At 71.2% G+C, this 16,815-nt stretch carries 14 protein-coding genes; 9 read left to right on the top strand and 5 right to left on the bottom strand.

Translation table 11 applies throughout. The features are described from left to right. The first annotated feature begins 74 nt into the window (after nt 1-74). Nucleotides 75-752 carry a TetR/AcrR family transcriptional regulator gene (locus tag ACIBQ1_RS34730; RefSeq protein WP_397283535.1) on the top strand — a complete coding sequence of 226 codons (678 nt, stop codon included), beginning with the start codon at nt 75-77 and terminating at the stop codon, nt 750-752. After that, nucleotides 745-1,938: a cytochrome P450 gene (locus ACIBQ1_RS34725; protein ID WP_397283534.1), complete on the top strand. Its 1,194-nt coding sequence runs from the start codon at nt 745-747 to the stop codon at nt 1,936-1,938. The genes ACIBQ1_RS34730 and ACIBQ1_RS34725 overlap by 8 nt, the downstream gene beginning before the upstream one ends. 15 nt (nt 1,939-1,953) lie before the next feature. Here the strand turns inward: ACIBQ1_RS34725 and ACIBQ1_RS34720 are convergent, their stop codons facing one another. After that, nucleotides 1,954-2,901, bottom strand: coding sequence for a ThuA domain-containing protein (locus ACIBQ1_RS34720; protein ID WP_397283533.1), 948 nt, complete (start codon nt 2,899-2,901; stop codon nt 1,954-1,956). A 177-nt stretch (nt 2,902-3,078) separates the two neighbouring features. Between ACIBQ1_RS34720 and ACIBQ1_RS34715 the strand changes: the two genes are divergently transcribed. Then, entirely contained in the window at nt 3,079-5,223 is a 2,145-nt protein-coding gene (locus ACIBQ1_RS34715; protein ID WP_397283532.1) for a PQQ-binding-like beta-propeller repeat protein, read from the top strand. A gap of 6 nt (nt 5,224-5,229) precedes the next feature. Here the strand turns inward: ACIBQ1_RS34715 and ACIBQ1_RS34710 are convergent, their stop codons facing one another. Then, a complete protein-coding gene (locus tag ACIBQ1_RS34710) occupies nt 5,230-6,003 on the bottom strand; it encodes an IclR family transcriptional regulator (RefSeq protein ID WP_397283531.1) in 774 nt (257 codons plus the stop codon). A gap of 198 nt (nt 6,004-6,201) precedes the next feature. On the opposite strand from ACIBQ1_RS34710, the gene ACIBQ1_RS34705 reads away from it, so the two are divergent. From ACIBQ1_RS34705 to ACIBQ1_RS34680, 6 genes are all read left to right on the top strand, one after another. Next, entirely contained in the window at nt 6,202-7,650 is a 1,449-nt protein-coding gene (locus ACIBQ1_RS34705) for an aldehyde dehydrogenase family protein (RefSeq protein WP_397283530.1), read from the top strand. Continuing rightward, nucleotides 7,647-9,362: a thiamine pyrophosphate-binding protein gene (locus ACIBQ1_RS34700; protein WP_397283529.1), complete on the top strand. Its 1,716-nt coding sequence runs from the start codon at nt 7,647-7,649 to the stop codon at nt 9,360-9,362. Before ACIBQ1_RS34705 ends, ACIBQ1_RS34700 begins: the two co-directional genes overlap by 4 nt. A 99-nt stretch (nt 9,363-9,461) precedes the next feature. Next, nucleotides 9,462-10,595 (top strand): ABC transporter substrate-binding protein, encoded by a 1,134-nt coding sequence (locus ACIBQ1_RS34695; RefSeq protein WP_397283528.1) that lies wholly within the window; start codon nt 9,462-9,464, stop codon nt 10,593-10,595. Nucleotide 10,596: 1 nt separating this feature from the next. Beyond that, entirely contained in the window at nt 10,597-11,466 is an 870-nt protein-coding gene (locus tag ACIBQ1_RS34690) for a branched-chain amino acid ABC transporter permease (RefSeq protein WP_355372104.1), read from the top strand. Further along, nucleotides 11,463-13,238: an ATP-binding cassette domain-containing protein gene (locus tag ACIBQ1_RS34685; protein ID WP_397283527.1), complete on the top strand. Its 1,776-nt coding sequence runs from the start codon at nt 11,463-11,465 to the stop codon at nt 13,236-13,238. Before ACIBQ1_RS34690 ends, ACIBQ1_RS34685 begins: the two co-directional genes overlap by 4 nt. Next, complete coding sequence (locus ACIBQ1_RS34680; protein ID WP_397283526.1) at nt 13,235-13,936, top strand: ABC transporter ATP-binding protein; 702 nt, start codon at nt 13,235-13,237, stop codon at nt 13,934-13,936. The genes ACIBQ1_RS34685 and ACIBQ1_RS34680 overlap by 4 nt, the downstream gene beginning before the upstream one ends. Before the next feature lie 44 nt (nt 13,937-13,980). On the opposite strand, the gene ACIBQ1_RS34675 is transcribed toward ACIBQ1_RS34680, so the two are convergent. The 3 genes from ACIBQ1_RS34675 to ACIBQ1_RS34665 all read right to left on the bottom strand — a co-directional run bounded on the left by ACIBQ1_RS34675 (nt 13,981) and on the right by ACIBQ1_RS34665 (nt 16,810). Further along, nucleotides 13,981-14,757, bottom strand: coding sequence for an N-acyl homoserine lactonase family protein (locus ACIBQ1_RS34675; RefSeq protein ID WP_397283525.1), 777 nt, complete (start codon nt 14,755-14,757; stop codon nt 13,981-13,983). Then, nucleotides 14,754-16,049 carry an MFS transporter gene (locus ACIBQ1_RS34670; RefSeq protein WP_397283666.1) on the bottom strand — a complete coding sequence of 432 codons (1,296 nt, stop codon included), beginning with the start codon at nt 16,047-16,049 and terminating at the stop codon, nt 14,754-14,756. Before ACIBQ1_RS34670 ends, ACIBQ1_RS34675 begins: the two co-directional genes overlap by 4 nt. Before the next feature lie 113 nt (nt 16,050-16,162). After that, nucleotides 16,163-16,810, bottom strand: a complete 648-nt coding sequence (locus tag ACIBQ1_RS34665) for a TetR family transcriptional regulator (RefSeq protein WP_397283524.1) — start codon at nt 16,808-16,810, stop codon at nt 16,163-16,165. Nucleotides 16,811-16,815 lie beyond the last annotated feature (5 nt).

Below are 16,815 nucleotides of genomic sequence, written 5' to 3'. Positions count from 1 at the left end.
GTTGGCTGGCATGGAGGGGGTCGACTCGGGAGGTCATGGTGAGTCAAGGACGCGGTGAGAGCCATCCCCTGATCATGACGGTGCGGGCCGAGCGGGCCGGCGAGACCCGCGAGCAGATCCTGACGGCGGCCGAGCGGCTGTTCGCCGAGCACGGGGTGTTCGCCGTGTCCAACCGGCAGGTCAGCGAGGCGGCCGGGCAGGGCAACAACGCCGCCGTCGGCTACCACTTCGGCACGAAGACCGACCTGGTGCGCGCGATCGTGCGCAAGCACACCGAGCGGATCGAGCGCATCCGGCGGCGCAGGCTGGCGGAGACGGCCGGGTCCGACGAGGTGCGCGACTGGGTGGCATGCCTGGTGCGCCCGGTCACCGAGCATCTGGCCGAGCTGGGCAACCCCACCTGGTTCGCCCGGTTCGGCGCGCAGGTGATGACCGACCCCGTGCTGCGCGGCATCATGGTCGACGACGCGCTGAGCTCGCCCGCGCTCGTCGAGATCATCGGCGAGCTGAAGCGGTGCCTGCCCGAACTGCCGCCCGACGTACGGGCCGAACGCAGGGCCATGACGAGCCACCTCATGGTGCACATGTGCGCCGAGCGCGAGCGCGCGCTGGCCGAGGAGGCCCCCACGCCCCGTGCCGGCTGGCACGACGCGGCGACCGGGCTGATCGACGCGACCGTCGGGCTGTGGACCGCACCCATCACGCTCTCGACCCCCGAACGACCTCACGCGAAGGAAGCCGGCGATGACTGAGATCCACGAGTTCCCGATGCCCAGAGCCGAGGGCTGCCCGTTCGACCCGCCGCCGCCCCTGCGGACCCTTCAGGAGCAGGGGCCGCTGGCCAAGGTCAGGTTGTGGGACGGCAGCACCCCGTGGCTGGTGTCCACGTACGCCGAGCAGCGGGCGCTGCTGGCCGACCCCAGGGTCAGCGCCGATGCCACCCGCCCCGGCTACCCGATCCAGGCGCCCCGGGTCGGCGGCGGGGCGATCAGCTTCATCATGATGGACGACCCCGAGCACGCCCGGCTGCGGCGGATGGTGCAGGCCCAGTTCACCGTCAGGCGGGTGGAGTCCATGCGCCCGGCCGTGCAGAAGATCGTGGACGAGCTGATCGACGACCTGCTGGCCGGCCCGAACCCGGTGGACCTGGTGGAGGCGTTCGCCCTGCCGGTGCCCTCGCTGGTGATCTGCGAGTTGCTCGGCGTGCCCTACTCCGACCACGACTTCTTCCAGGAGAACAGCAAGACCGTCATCAGGCGCAGCGCGACGCCCGAGGAGCGGGCCGCCGCGAGTTCGAGGCTGTTCGAGTACCTGGACTCCCTGATGGGCGAGAAGCTCGCCGCCCCGGCGGACGACCTGCTGTCGAAGCTGGCCGAGCGGGTCAAGGCCGGTGAGATGACCCGGCAGGAGGCCGCCCAGATGGGCGTGCTGCTGCTGATCGCCGGGCACGAGACCACCGCCAACATGATCGCCCTCGGCACGCTCGCCCTCCTGCGGCACCCGGGCCAGCTCGCCCTCCTGCGCCACAACGACGACCCGCGGCTGGTCGCCAGCGCGGTGGAGGAGCTGCTGCGCTACCTCAACATCACCCACAGCGGACGACGCCGGGTGGCGCTCGAAGACATCGAGATCGCCGGCCAGGTCATCCGCGCGGGCGAGGGGATGATCCTGGCCAACGACATCGGCAACCGCGACCCCGCGGTCTTCCCCGACCCTGACGAGCTGGACATCCGCCGCGACGCCCGCCGTCACGTGGCCTTCGGCTTCGGCGTCCACCAGTGCCTGGGCCAGCCGCTGGCGCGGATGGAGCTGCAGGTCGCCTACAGCACCCTCTACCGGCGCGTCCCGTCCCTGCGCCTGGCGGCGGACCTGGACCAGATCCCGTTCAAGCACGACGGCCAGGTCTACGGCGTCTACGAGCTCCCCGTCGCCTGGTGACCCGCCGGCGCCTGCTCAGCGGCAGAAGGGCGCCATGCCCATGGCGGACTTCACGCCGCCGAGCAGGTGCCGGACGAAGTACTCGTCACCGTCCACCGGCTCGTCGGTCCACGCCTTGACGTCGTGGCCGAGCGTGGTCAGCCAGGCCCTGCCGCCGTCGTAGTACTGGCACCAGCTGACCGGATGGTCGCCGCCGTGGCCGGGGTGGCCGAGGCCGCCGCGCACGCCGCGGGCCAGCGTGCTCTCGTCCACCCTGGCCAGGACGCGGACGCGGGTGGGGAACGGGACGAGGTTGTACCACTCGTCGGTGAAGGCCCAGCGCTGCGGCAGCCCCTGGGTGGAGACGTCGCGCCGGTCCGCGGTGACGACGGTGCCCGGCTGGTTGGCGGCGTGGTCGTAGAAGTTGGCGTTGCCGAGCAGCCCTTCGTACCAGGGCCAGTTGTACTCGGTGCCGAACGCGTTGTGCACGCCGACGAACCCGCCGCCGGCCCGGACGTACTGCCGCAGCGCGGTCTGCGCGGCGTCGTCGAGGGTGTCCCGGGTGGTGCTGAGGAACATCACCGCGTTGTACGCCAGCAGCCGCCCCGCCGAGGACAGCTGGGTGACGTCCTCGGTGTAGTCGACGGCGAAGCCGTTGTCCTGGCCCAGCTCGATCACGGCCTTGACCGCGACGTTGTCGTCGTTGAGCGGCGGGTTGAGCCCGGGGCCGAGCGGGGTGCCGAGGTGGGCGTGACGCGGCCCGGCGGTGCGGCTGTAGACGAGCAGCCGGTAGCCCTTGGCGGGGTCGAAGTTGCCCCAGTCGTGGTAGCAGCGCGGGTCGGTGCCGCGGCACACGCCGTAGTCGGGATCGCCGAGACTCCGCGCCCCCTCACCGGTGGACAATGCGGCCGAGCCGGGCGCGGTGGCGGTGAGCAGGAGTGCCGCCGCACCCGTGAGGGCGGCGATCGACAGTCTGGTACGCATGGGCACCTCATGCCTCGATCCACTAGACGGATCAGATGGTCCACTAAGAGGTTCGAGCGTAACCAGGGCCGGACGCGAGGACAAGCTCTTGCCTTCACGATCGGCCGAGGCTTATGGTGCGTCCGTCATATGGATCAATAGGTCCATGTAGCGGACCGCTGAAGGTGTGTGGTGCCAGTGGAACGACGTAACTTCCTCATCGGCACGGCCGCGGCGCTGACCACCGCCGCGACCACTGCCGAACCCGCCGCCGGACCAGCACTGGCGAGCACGGAACGGCAGCCGGCCGCCCTCGGCGTCACCGGTAAGGACTTCCCCAAGGTCTGCGGCAACCTGGGCAACCACAACCACTCCCCGCTCAGGCAGATCACCGCCAGGAACCTCAGCCGCCTGGGCGGCGCCTGGCACGTCAACCTGGAGGGCGGCAGCACCGCGGCGCACCAGCAGAGCACCTGCGTCGTGGAGAACGGCGTCCTGTACGTGCAGACCACGCAGCAGAACGTCTTCGCCGTGGACGGCAGGACCGGCGCGATCAGGTGGAAGACCAACCTCGGCACCAGGCAGACCAACATGCGCGGCGTCGCCCTCGGCGAGGGCCTGGTCTACTCCACCTCGGGCGCCAACATCGTGTACGCGCTGGCCGAGGACACCGGCCGGGTCGTCTGGCAGCGGCAGCTCATCACCGACGACGAGGGCGGCGGCGACACCGGCGGCTGCGACCCGCAGAACGGGCAGTGCGGCGGCCTGACCGGCACGCTGGCCGGCGCCGTCGTCTACCACGACGGGCTGATCTACGTCGGCATGCAGGGCAGCACCGGCGGCGCGCGCGGCCGGGCGTACGCGCTCAAGGCCGCCACCGGCGAGGTCGCCTGGACCTTTTGGGCGTGCCCCGGCGAGGGCCGGTTCGGCAACGACACCTGGGAGGGCGAGTCCTGGAAGACCGGCGGCGCGGTGCCGTGGATCCATCCGGCCGTCGACCCGGACCTGGGCCTGATCTACTGGACGTTCGGCGGCTCCTACCCGCGCCTGGACGGCTCCGGCCGGGGCGGCGACAACCTGTTCGCCAACTCGATCGTGGCCATCGACGCCAAGACCGGCGAACGCAGGTGGCACTTCCAGTCGGTCCACCACGACATCTGGGACCTGGACAACGTCATGGCGCCGGTGCTGGTGGACATCAAGGTCAAGGGCCGGCTGCGCAGGGCCGTCGTCTACGGAAGCAAGGCCGGCATGTTCTACGTCCTCGACCGGGAGAGCGGCGAGCCGCTGCACGGCGTGGAGGAACGCCCCGTGCCGCAGGACGCCCGGCAGAAGACCGCGCCGACGCAGCCCTTCCCCGGCGGGGAGCCGTTCATCACGCAGGCGCCCGAGTTCGGCAAGGCGACCAGGCCGGTGCCGTTCTACGCCTGGGGCGGCCTCTACACGCCGCACTGGGACCGGGCCACGATCATCTTCCCCGGCGCGGGCGGCGGCGCGGACTGGGCGCACCTGTCGTACAACCCGCACACGGGCTGGATCTACGTCGGCTACGGACTGATCAACTCCGGCTTCTCCAACACCCACGACGGGCGGGTCAACACCTCGCGCCCGCTGGGCGAGTACTTCGCGGGCGGCATCGCGGCCGTGGACCCGCGCACGAACAAGCCGGTGTGGACCCTCGACCGCGAGTGGTCGCTGGCGCACGGCAACGGCATCCTGACCACCGGCGGCCGGGTGATGTTCCAGGGCGGGCCCGACGGGCTGCTGCACGCCATGGACGACACCGACGGCCGGATCCTGTGGAGCTTCCAGTGCGGCGCCGGCGTGCACACCAGCCCGATCAGCTACGAGATCGACGGCGAGCAGTACATCGCGGTCCTGGCCGGCGGCAACGGGCTGCCGTATCCGGACATCCCGCGCGGCGACCACCTGTGGGCGTTCAAGCTGGGCGGCAAGGTGGCCCCGGCCGCCACGCCCACCCCGCCCAGGAAGCGCAACGACATCAGGGCGCCGGCCGTTGCCGGGGCCGTCGCCGGCACCACCGTCACGCTCGGCCGGATCTGGGACGCCGCGAACCAGCGGCCCGGCGCGAGCGAGAACACCGTCGCCCAGAACGCCATGTCGCCCCAGCACCTGCGGGTGCCGAAGGGTACGACGGTCACCTTCGTCAACCCGGCCGGCAACGCGTTCGCGCACGCCGCCGTGTCGTTCTTCGAGTACGAGTTCGACAGCGGCGTGCTGATGCCCGGCCAGTCGTTCACCCACACGTTCGGCACCGCGGGCGAGTACTTCTTCAACGACGCGATCTTCCCGCAGAACACCGGCAAGATCGTCGTCTACTGACGGCGCTCAGGCGAGGGGGTGGTCGAAGCCGCGCTCCGACATGCGCTTGGCCACCTCCCGCAGGTCCGCGGCGAACGCCTCGACGCGGTCGTCGCCGAAGCGCACCGTCGGGCCGCTGAGCGTCAGCGCCGCCACGGTCGCACCCGAGCCGCTCGTCACGGGCACGGCGACCGCGGACAGGCCGGGCTCGCGTTCGCCGTGGCTGACCGCGTAGCCGTCGCGCGCCGCCTGGTCGATCCACTCGCGCAGGGTGGCCGCGTGGGGCTCGCCGTACGGGGAGGAGCGGGCCACCCGGGACAGCAGCCGCTCTGGGGCGTCCTTGAGCAGGATCTTCGAGGAGGCCCCCGCCCACAGCGGCAGCTCGTCGCCGACCCGTACGACGTGGCGCAGCGGCTGCGGGCTCTCCTGCTGGGCGATGCAGACGCGGTGCACGTCGCGCAGCACGTAGAGGTTGACCGTCTCCCGCTGCCGCGCGCCCAGCTCGCGCATGAGCTGGACGGTCTCCGGCGGCAGCTCCCACGCCGAACGGGCCAGGTGGGCCCAGCGCCACAGGGCGGGACCGGCAGCGTAGCCCTTCGGCGTGCTCCACAGCAGCCCCATGTGCTCCAGGGTCTGCAGCAGCCGCAGCGCCGTCGTCTTGGCCAGCCCCGTCTCCTCGACGACCTCGCGGATGGTCAGCGTCCGCCGGTCCTCGCCGAGCAGCGCCAGGATGTCGAACGCCCGCTGGACGCTGCGCACGCCGCCGCTCTCACCGGACTCTGCGGGAAGGTTCGAAGGCACGGGTCCTCACTTGTGGGTAGAAGGTGAACCTGCTGCCCACCTTCTCATGCGCTCCGCAGGCTAACATCCGGTCCGCTTAATGGTCCACATGATCCGCTGTATGGATCAGGGTCTTGCCAGAACCTTCACGGTCCTCATACCGTGAGGTCATCCACAGTGCGGTTCAAGAGAACCGCTTAGCGGATCCATGGAGCCGTCATGAACGCAATCCACGAGGCCGGCTGCTTAGTCGCCGGCCGGTGGCTCACCGAAGGACCGCGGGCCGAGCGCGTCGGCCCCTACGTCCGCCAGGTCGTCAGCCGGGCCAGAACGGCACAGGCCGAGGACGTCACCGCAGCTCTCGACCACGCCCGGCGCTCGGCCAGGACGATCGCGCGGCTGGCCCCGGCCACCCGCGCGGACATCCTGGACCGCGCCGCCGCCGCGATCGGCGAGCGGGGCGAGGAGTTCGCCGGCCTGCTGGCGCTCGAACTGGGCAAACCTCTCAAGGACGGGCGCGGCGAGGTGCTGCGGGTGGCCGACACCCTGTCCGTGGCGGCGGCCGAGGCCAGGCGGATCGGCGGCGAGGTGCTGCCGGTGGCGGGCTGGGGCCGCGGCGTCGGCAACACCGCGATCACCCAGCGCGCCCCCGCGGGCCCCGTGCTGGCGATCACGCCGTTCAACGCGCCCGCGAACCTGCTGGCCCACAAGCTCGCCGCCTCCTTCGCCGCGGGCAACACCACCGTCGTCAAGCCGCCGCCGCAGGCCCCGGCCGTCTCCACGGCGCTGGTCGAGCTGCTGCTCGACGCCGGGATGCCGGTCGAGGCCGTACAGGTCCTGCACGGCGGCGGCGAGGTGGGCGCGCGGCTGTGCGCGGCGCCGGAGATCGCCGTGGTGAGCTTCACCGGCGGCGGCGCGGCCGGGCACGCCGTCGCCCACGCCGCCGGGCCGAAGCGGGTGCTGCTCGAACTCGGCGGCAACGCCGCGACCATCGTGTGCGAGGACGCCGACCTCGCCGAGGCGGCCCGGGTCTGCGCCCGCACCGGCTACAGCAACTCCGGCCAGAGCTGCATCTCGGTCCAGCGCGTCTACGTCCAGCGCGCCCGTTTCGACGAGTTCGCCGACGCCCTGACCGGCGAGGTGAAGGCCCTGGCCGTGGGCGACCCCCTCGACCCGGCGACCGACGTGGGCTCGATGGTGGACGACGCCGCGGCCGAGCGCGTGGTCCGCTGGAGCGCCGAGGCCGCCGGGGCGGGCGCCACGATCACCACGGGCGGCAGCCGCGAAGGCGCGGTGATGGCGCCCACCGTCGTGGTCGCGCCGCCCCGCGACGCGCGGGTCGTCAGGGAGGAGGTGTTCGGCGCGCTGGTGGCCGTGCTCCCCTACGACGGCTTCGACGAGGTGATCGAGGAGTGCAACCGCAGCACGTACGGCCTGCAGGCCGGGATCTTCACGCACGACGTGCGCCGCGTCGTCACCGCCTGGCGGGAGCTGGAGGTCGGCGGCCTGATCGTCAACGGCTCCTCCAACTTCCGCCTCGACCACGTCCCGTTCGGCGGCGTGAAGGACTCCGGCATCGGCCGCGAGTCGCCCCGCTGGATGATCGAGGACTTCACCGTGACCAAGACCCTCATGCTCAAGGGGCTGACCATCTGGGGAGATCAATGACCACGGCCGCTCATGCCCTGGTGGCGCAGTTGGAGGAGCTCGGCGTCGAGTACGTCTTCGGCACCTGCGGGCACACCAACATCGCGGTGCTCGACGCGCTGGCCGACAGCCGCATCCGCTTCGTCATCGCCCGCCACGAGCAGGCCGCCGCGCACGCCGCCGACGGCTACGCCCGCGCCAGCGGCAGGCCAGGCGTGCTGCTCGTTCACGTCGGGCCCGGCCTGACCAACGCCGCCACCGGCGTCATGACCGCCGCGCTCGACTCGGTGCCCCTGGTCGTGATCTCCGGCGACATCCCCTCCTACTACCGGGGCCGCCACCCGCACCAGGAGATCAACCTGCACGCCGACGGCGACCAGGCGTCGGTCTTCCGCCCCTTCGTCAAGCGGGCCTGGAACGTGCACCGCGCCCAGGACCTGGGCAGGGCCGTGGAACGGGCCTTCTGGACGGCGCTGTCCGGACGCCCGGGAGCCACGCTCGTCAACGTGCCGATGGACGTCTTCTCCCGGCCCGCGGCGCCGTACCCGCCGATCAGCCGCGCGGCGCCGCCCGGCCTGCCCGAGGCCACCGCCGAACTGATCGCCGCGACGCTGGCGGCGGCCGACCGCCCGCTCCTCTACGTCGGCGGCGGCCTCCGCGAAGATGCCGAGGCGTTGATCGCGCTCGCTGAGCATCTGGACATTCCCATCGCGCACTCGCTCATGGCCAAGGGCACCGTGCCCGACGCCCATCCCCTCGTGCTGGGCATGACCGGTTTCTGGGGGCTGGAGCTGACGAACGCGTACGCCCGCGAGTCCGACGTCGTGCTCGCCCTGGCCACCCGCTTCGCCGAGACCGACGCCAGCTCCTGGGATCCCCGCTTCACGTGGGACTTCTCCGGCGGCACCACCCTCATCCAGATCGACATCGACCCGGCCGAGCTCGGCCGCAACTATCCGGTCGCCATCGGCGCGGTCGCCGACGTGGGGCTGGCGGTCAGGGCACTGGCCGAGGCCGCCAAGGCCCATCCCCCGGCCGAGCGGCCGGAGCTGCGAGCGAGGATCCGCGAGGCCAGAGCCGGGCTGTTCGCCGCGAGCAGGGAGCGCGGCCGGAGCGAGGACTTCCCGCTGCGGCCCGAGCGCATCCTGGCGGACCTGCGCGACGCGATCCCGGCCGACGCGGTGCTGGTCACCGACGTGGGCTGGAACAAGAACGGCGTCGCCCAGTGCTACGAACTGCCGCCGCAGGGGCGCTTCATCACCCCCGGCGGGGCCTCCACGATGGGGTTCGGCCCGGCCGCGGCCGTGGGCGTGCAGCTGGCCCGGCCGGAGCGGACGGTGGTCGCGCTCATCGGCGACGGCGGCATGAGCGCGCAGTTGCCGGCCGTGCCCCTCGCGGTCGAGCAGGGCGCCCCCGTGATCTTCGTCGTGATGAACAACAGGTCGCACGGGACCATCTCGGACCTGCAGGCGGCCCACTTCGGCCGCAGCCACGGCTGCGACTTCACCGACCCGGCCGGGCGGCCCTACAGCCCGGACTTCGCCGCGCTCGCCGTCGCGTGCGGCGCCGACGGCCACACCGTCACCACGCCCGCCGAGCTCGGCGCGGCCCTGCGCGCGGCCGTCGCGAACCGGCGTCCCGCGGTCATCGACGTCCCGATGGTGAACGAACCGGTGCCGACACCCGGCCACTGGAACATCAAGGACATCTATCAGGGGATGTTCTCCGACTGAAACCGTTGCGCGTTCGATATTTCCTCCGCATCCGTGCGGCGCTATAACGAACGTACTAGTCCGTGAATTAGCTCTCTCACCTACCCCCAGAGGTGAATCGTGAGATTTCCGATCGCCGCGGCCGCGTTGCTCCTGCTCGCCGCCTGCGCCCCGCCCGGACAGTCGAACCAGTCAGGAGCCGGCGCCACCGGCCCCATCAAGATCGCGAACGTCAACGCCCAGAGCGGCCAGCTCAGCTCGCTCGGCCAGTGGGAGCACAAGGGCGTGAAGCTGGCCATCGACGAGGCCAACAAGGCCGGCGGCGTCAACGGGCGGCAGATCCAGCTCGACCTGTTCGACAGCCAGGGCGACCCGACCGTCGGCACCAACGTGGCCAGGAAGATCGCCGGCGAGGGCTACATCGCCATGCTGGGCACCGCCGAGAGCGCGGTCACCCTGGCCATGGCGCCCATCCTCAAGGACGCCAAGATCCCGAACATCACCTCGGGCCAGTCGCCCAAGCTGGCCGAGCTGAAGAGCCCGTTCCTGTTCCTCAACGCGCCGACCAGCGTCACCTTCGACGAGACGCTCGCCAAGTACCTGGTCGACGACAAGGGGCAGAAGAAGATCGCGCTGATCAGCAACAACGGCGCGTACGGCGGCGGCGAGCACGACGCCTTCCTCGCCGCGCTCAGGACCAGGAACGTCACCCCGCTGGCCGACGAGGTCGTCACCCCCGACCAGAAGGACTTCAACGCCAACCTCGCCAAGATCCGCGAGAAAGACCCGGAGGTGCTGTTCATCGGCGCCGAGGAGGTCCAGTCGGGGCTGATCGCCAAGCAGGCCCGCGAGCTGGGGCTCAAGGCCGTCTTCGCCGGCGGCGCCCCGATGGGCACCGACGTGTACGCCACCACGGCCGGGCTGAAGAACGCCGAGGGCTCGATCGTCAGCTCGCCCTACCTGAGCAACGACGCCAGCGACGCCATCAAGGCGTTCGCCGCCAAGTACAAGGCCGCCTACAACGAGGAGGCCCGCATGCACGTCGCCAAGGCGTACGACGGCGCGTCGATCCTCATCGAGGCGCTCAAGCGGACCAACGGCGAGGGCGGGCAGAAGCTGGCCGACGCCATCCGCGGCGTCAAGCGCGCCGGGCTGCTGGGCGACTACGACTACGACGCCAACGGCGTCGGCATCCACACCACCAAGATCGGCCTGGTCAAGGAGGGCAAGGTCGTGCCCGAGGCCGCGAGCTGACGTGCAGGTATTCCTCCAGACCCTGATCGGCGGGGTCACGTTCGGAGCGGTGTACGCGCTGGTGGCGATGGGGTTCTCGATCGTCTACCGCACCATGGGGCTGGTCAACTTCGCGCACGGCAGCGTCGTGATGATCGGCGCGTACGCCGCCTCCACGTTCTACCTGGCCAGCCGGCTCCCCTTCGCCGTCGCGATCGTCGTGGCCATCGCGGTCACCGGACTCATCGGCCTGGTGATCGAGCGCTTCCTGCGCCCCCTGGAGAACAAGGACTTCACGCTGATGCTGATCGGCACGATCGGCTTCGGCGCGGTCCTGGAGGCGGGGGCGGTCCTCGTCTGGGGGGCCACCGGCCACGCCGTGCCCTCCCCCGTCGCCACCGAGCCGATCGATCTGGCCGGCGTCCGCATCCCCACGTACAACGTGCTCGTGATCGCGGTCGCGGCGGCCGCGACCGGCCTGCTGGCGCTGTTCCTGCAGCGCACCAAGCGCGGCGCGGCCATGCAGGCGGTCGCCATGGACCACCAGGCCGCCACCGCGGTCGGCATCCACGTCGGCCGCAGCAACGCCATGGCCTTCGCCATCGGCGCGGGCCTGGCGGCGCTGGCGGGCAGCCTGGTCGGGCCGATGCTGTACGTCAACCCGACCATGGGCGGCACCCTGGGCATCAAGGGCTTCGCCGCCGCCATGCTGGGCGGCTTCGGGAGCATGCCGGGCGCGATCGTCGGCGGGCTGGCCTTCGGGCTGCTCGACTCGTTCGCCGCGGGCAACTTCCAGGAGTACTCCGAGCTGGTGACGTTCCTGGTGTTCGCCGTCGTGGTCATGATCCGCCCGACCGGCATCTTCGGAGAGGCCACGGTGAACCGCGCATGAGACCTCTGGCCTGGCTCGTCCCCGTCGCCGTGGCCGCGTGGCTGCTCCCCTACGGCCTGGGCGGCTACTCGATGCACGTCGCCGACGTGGCGATCATCTTCGCCATCCTGGCCGTCGGCCTCGGCCTGACCATGGGCGTGGCCGGGCAGATCAACCTGGCCCAGGTCGCCTTCTTCGGCGTCGGCGCCTACACCGTGGCCATCCTCACCACGCAGGCCGGCTTCGGCTACTGGACGGCCGCGGTCCTGGCGGTGGTGGCCGCCGTGGTCTTCGGCGCGCTCGTGGGCGTGCCCGCGCTGCGCATGCAGTCGCACTACCTGGGCATCGTGACGCTCGGCCTGGCGCTGGCCTTCACCAACTGGGTCACCAACGCCACCGTCGCGGGCCGGGCCGAGGGCATCAGCGACCTCCCGGTGCCGCCCATGTTCGGCGTCGACCTGTCCAGCGGCTACCTCTTCTACTACGTCGAGCTGATCGTCTTCGCGCTCGTCCTGGCCTTCGCCCTGCTGGTCACCCACTCGCCGCTGGGCCGCAGGCTGCGCGCCATGCGCGACGACGACCTCGCGGCGGGCGCGCTGGGCGCGGAGATCCCGCTGCTGCGCATGACCGCCTTCGTGCTGTCCGGCCTGTACGGCGGCGTCGCGGGCGTCCTGTACGCCGGGCTCATCCGCTTCGTCGCGCCCGAGTCCTTCAACATCGCCAACATGTTCCTCCTGCTCGCCATGGTGATCATCGGCGGCCGGAGCAGCATCCTGGGCTGCGTCGTCGGCGCCGTCGCGCTCTCCCTGGTCAGGGAGGCGCTGCTGGACGCCTCCGCCTACGCCCAGCTCGGCTACGGCCTCGTGGTCGTGCTCGTGGTGGTGTTCGCGCCCAAGGGCCTGGCCGGGCTCCCCCGCCAGCTCCTGCGGCGGCGCCGCGACGGCTCGCGGGCCCAGCTCGGCCCCTTCCGGCCGTACGAGGCCGCACCCACCGCTTCGGACGGCGACGTCCTGGAGGTTCAGGACGTGACCAAGCGGTTCAAGGGCCTGGTCGCGCTCGACGGGGTGTCGCTGACCGTGCCCGCCGGGCAGATCCGCGGCGTCGTGGGGCCCAACGGCTCGGGCAAGACGACGCTGTTCAACGTCGTCAGCGGCTTCTACACGCCCACCCAGGGATCGGTGCGGCTGCTCGGGCGCGACGTGACCGGGGCGGCGCCGTACCGGCTGTCGCACCGCGGCGTGGCCAGGACCTTCCAGAACCTGCGCCTGTTCGAGGACCTCAGCGTGCGCGAGAACCTGCTCATCGGCCTGGACCGCACGCCGACCACCTGGATCTGGCGCTACCCGAGCCTGCCCTGGAAGGTGCTGGGCTACGAGCGGGAGCTGCGCGAGCGGGCCGGGGAGCTCATCGAGCGGTTCGGGCTGGCCGAGGTCGCCGACGCGGAGCCGCGCTCGCTGCCGTACGGGATCCAGCGGCGCATCGAGCTGGCCCGCGCCATGGCCATGCGGCCGAGCCTGCTCCTGCTGGACGAGCCCGCCGCCGGCATGAACGGTGAGGAGGTGCGCCGGCTGGGCGAGATCGTCCGCTCCATCAGGGACTCCGGCGTGACCGTCGTGATCATCGAGCACAACATGGGCCTGGTCATGTCGCTGTGCGAGCAGGTCACGGTCCTGTCGGGCGGCCGCGTCATCGCCGACGGCCCGCCGGCCGAGGTCGCCGTGCATCCCGACGTCGTGGCCGCCTATCTCGGCGACTCGATGACCGCCCCCACCGCCGAGGAGGCCACCCGTTGAGCACGCTCACCGTCGAGAACCTCTCCGTCCACTACGGCGGCGTACGGGCCGCGCACGACGTCTCCTTCACCGTCGAACCGGGCCAGTCGCTGGGCATCATCGGCGCCAACGGCGCGGGCAAGACCTCCACGCTCAAGGCCGTCATGGGCCTCGCGCCCCGGCAGGCCGAGGCGATCCGCTTCGGCGGGCACGACCTCCTGCGCGCGCCCGCGCACACCCTGGTGCGGCACGGCATCGGCTACGTGCCCGAGGGCCGGCACGTCTTCCCCGGCCTGAGCGTCGAGAAGAACCTCCTGCTCGGGGCCTACACCCAGAGCTGGAAGCGCACACCCCTCGACGAGGTGTACTCGGTCTTCCCGGTGCTGCGCGAGATGCGCCACCGCCTGGCGGGGGCCCTGTCCGGAGGCCAGCAGCAGATGCTGGCCGTCGGACGGGCGCTGATGTGCCGCCCCAAGGTGATGCTGCTGGACGAGCCCTCGATGGGGCTGTCGCCGATCCTCGTCGCCGAGATCGCCGCCGTGCTCAAGCGGCTCAACGCCGACGGCCTGGCCATCCTGCTGGTGGAGCAGAACGCCAAGCTCACCTTCGACGTCACCACGACCTGCCTGGTGATGGAGAACGGCGAGATCGCCACCACCGGCAGCTCGGCCGCACTCCGCGACGACCCTCAGGTCCGCCGCATCTACCTCGGCCTGTGACCCGCCCGTGCGCCCCCGTCCTTCCGGAGCGGGGGCTCAGCGGGTCAGCCGGCGATCTCCGCGATGTCCGGCTCCACCAGGGGGAAGCGTTCGAGGACCGCCGGGTCGTGGCCGGCGACCACCAGGTGGGGGCCGTCGGCCAGTTCCTTGATCCGGTCGAAGGCGCCGTACATGCCGGTCATGCTGTGCAGGATCGGGAACGGGCGGTCGCCCTCGATGTTCTCGTAGAAGTGGCTGGCGTCCGAGGCCAGCACGACGTGGCCGCGGGCGGTGCGGACGCGGACCACCTGCATGCCCGCCGTGTGCCCGCCGACCAGGTGCACGCTCAGGCCGGGCACCACGGTCGCGTCGCCGTCGAGCAGGGACACGCGGCCGTCACGGCGGGCGGCCTGGAGGTGGGCGAGGTCGTCGTCGTTCAGCAGCCAGCGCTCCCCCGCGACCCGCTCGGCCCAGGGCCCCGTCCAGTAGTCCAGCTCGGCCCGCTGCAGGACGTAGCGGGCCGAGGTGAACTCGCCGGTGGTGCCCGTGTGGTCGTAGTGCAGGTGGGTCAGCACCACGTGATCGACGGCGTCCGCCGCCACGCCCAGCCTGGCCAGCGCCTCCACCGGCGAGGCCAGGTAGCGCAGCCCCGCGGCCCGCTCGGCGCGCGCCCGCCCGATGCCGGTGTCGACGACGACCGTGTGCTCGTCGTTGACGGCCAGCCAGACGTAGTAGGCCGTGGGGTGCGGCTCCGCTCCCCTGGTGTCGTAGCCGTGGAAGTGCTCGCCGCGCCGGGCGTCGCGCTCGGCGTAGCGCAGGGCGTACACGCGGAAGCCAGTCACACCCGCGCCGCTTCCCTGAGCCCGAGTTGCTCGGTCGGGACGCGGTAGGTCTCCCTGGCGGTGGCCACGGCGGCCACGTTGACCAGGCACACGAGGGCGGTGATGACCGACACGCCCAGCCAGCTGTCCGGGCCGGTGCCCGCCACCGCCGTGGCCACGGTCGGCGCGAAGCCGGCGATCGCGAAGCCGATCTGGGTGCCGATCGCCATGCCCGACAGGCGGACCCGGGTGGTGAACATCTCGCCGTAGAACGACGGCCAGACGCCGCTGGTGGCGCTGTGCACGACGCCGAACATCAGGATGCCCACGACGAAGATCAGGGCGTAGCTGCCGATGGAGATCGACCACAGGTAGGCGAACATCAGCACCGCGCAGCCCAGCGAGCCGCCGATGAAGACCGGCTTGCGGCCGATCCGGTCCGACAGCCGCCCCCACAACGGGATCGTGATCACCGCGGCGACGTTGGCCAGCACGCCGACCCACAGCATGAGGCCGCGTTCCAGGTGCATGGTGTTGACGGCGTACGACAGCGCGTGGACGGTGAAGATCGTGCTCACCGAGGCGATGACCGCGGCCACGACCACGCGCAGCACGTCCCCCCGCTGCTCGCGGAAGAGCACGGCCAGCGGCATCCTGGCCACGTTGTTGGTGGCGACCTCCTGCTCGAAGGCGGGCGTCTCCTCCAGCGTGCGGCGGATGACCAGCCCGACGGCGGCCACTCCGATGCTCAGCCAGAACGGCACCCGCCAGCCCCAGCTCAGCAGCTGGTCCTCGGGCAGCGCGGCGATCGGCAGGAAGATCGCGGTGGCGATGATCTGCCCGGCCTGGGTGCCGTTGAGCGTGAAGCTGGTGTAGTAGGCCCGCCGGGTGTCGGGCGCGTGCTCCAGCGTCATCGAGTTGGCGCCGGCCTGCTCGCCGGAGACGGAGAAGCCCTGCAGCAGGCGCAGGAGCACGAGCAGGACCGGGGCGAGCACGCCGACCTGGTCGTAGGTGGGCAGGCAGCCCACCAGGAACGTCGAGGCGCCCATCATGACCAGCGTGGTGACCAGGACCTTCTTGCGGCCGAACTTGTCGCCCACGTGCCCGAGGACGAACGCGCCGACCGGCCTGGCCAGGTAGCCGACGCCGAAGGTGGCCAGCGCCAGGAGCGTACCCGTGGCGGGAGAGGTGGACGGAAAGAAGATCTTGCTGAAGACCAGCGCGGCCGCGGTGCCGTAGATGAAGAAGTCGTAGTACTCCAAGGCACTACCGATCCATGCAGCTATAGCCGCTTTGCGAGGTTTGCCCTGCACCGTCACGATTATGCTCCTCACGGGGGGAATGGGATAGCGCAGTGGCAGGAAACTAACTCACTGGTTCGTACATTACAAGGGTGTTGCCAATCGGTTACCTGGGAGCGCGGTGGTTAAGCCTGGCCCCGGAGGTAGGAGACGACCATCTCGCCCACCATCCGGCGCAGCCGGTCGCGGTGCTCCGGCGCCGCCATGTCACGCCCGAACAGGGCGCCGAACGTGTGCTGGTTGGCCACCCGGAAGAAGCAGAACGAGCTGATCATCATGTGCACGTCGATCGCGTCGGCCTCGGTCACGAACTCCCCCGAGGCCTGCCCCGCGTCCAGGATGCCCGAGATGACGTCGAGCACCGGCGTGCCGAGGTTGGCCAGCACCTCGGACTTGCGGATGTGCTCGGCCTGGTGGACGTTCTCGATGGCGACGAGCTTGATGAAGTCGCGGTGCAGGTCGTGGTGGTCGAAGGTCAGCTCCGCCAGGGTGCGGATCGCCTCCACCGGGGCCAGGTGCTCGACGTCGATCGTCCGCTCCATCGCGCGGACCTCGGTGTAGGCCTTCTCCAGAACCGCGATGTAGAGGCGCTCCTTGCTGCCGAAGTAGTAGTAGATCATGCGCTTGGTCGTGCGCATGCGCTCGGCGATCTCGTCCACGCGCGCGCCCGCGTACCCGTGCCGGGCGAACTCCTGCTGGGCGACCTCGAGGATCTCCGCCTTGGTGCGCTCGGCGTCCCGCTGGCGTTCGGAGGCGACGGGTTGCGTGGTCATTCGGT

Source organism: Nonomuraea sp. NPDC050153 (assembly GCF_044460125.1).
Lineage (GTDB): Bacteria > Actinomycetota > Actinomycetes > Streptosporangiales > Streptosporangiaceae > Nonomuraea.
This window is presented reverse-complemented; position numbering and strand designations above follow the sequence as displayed.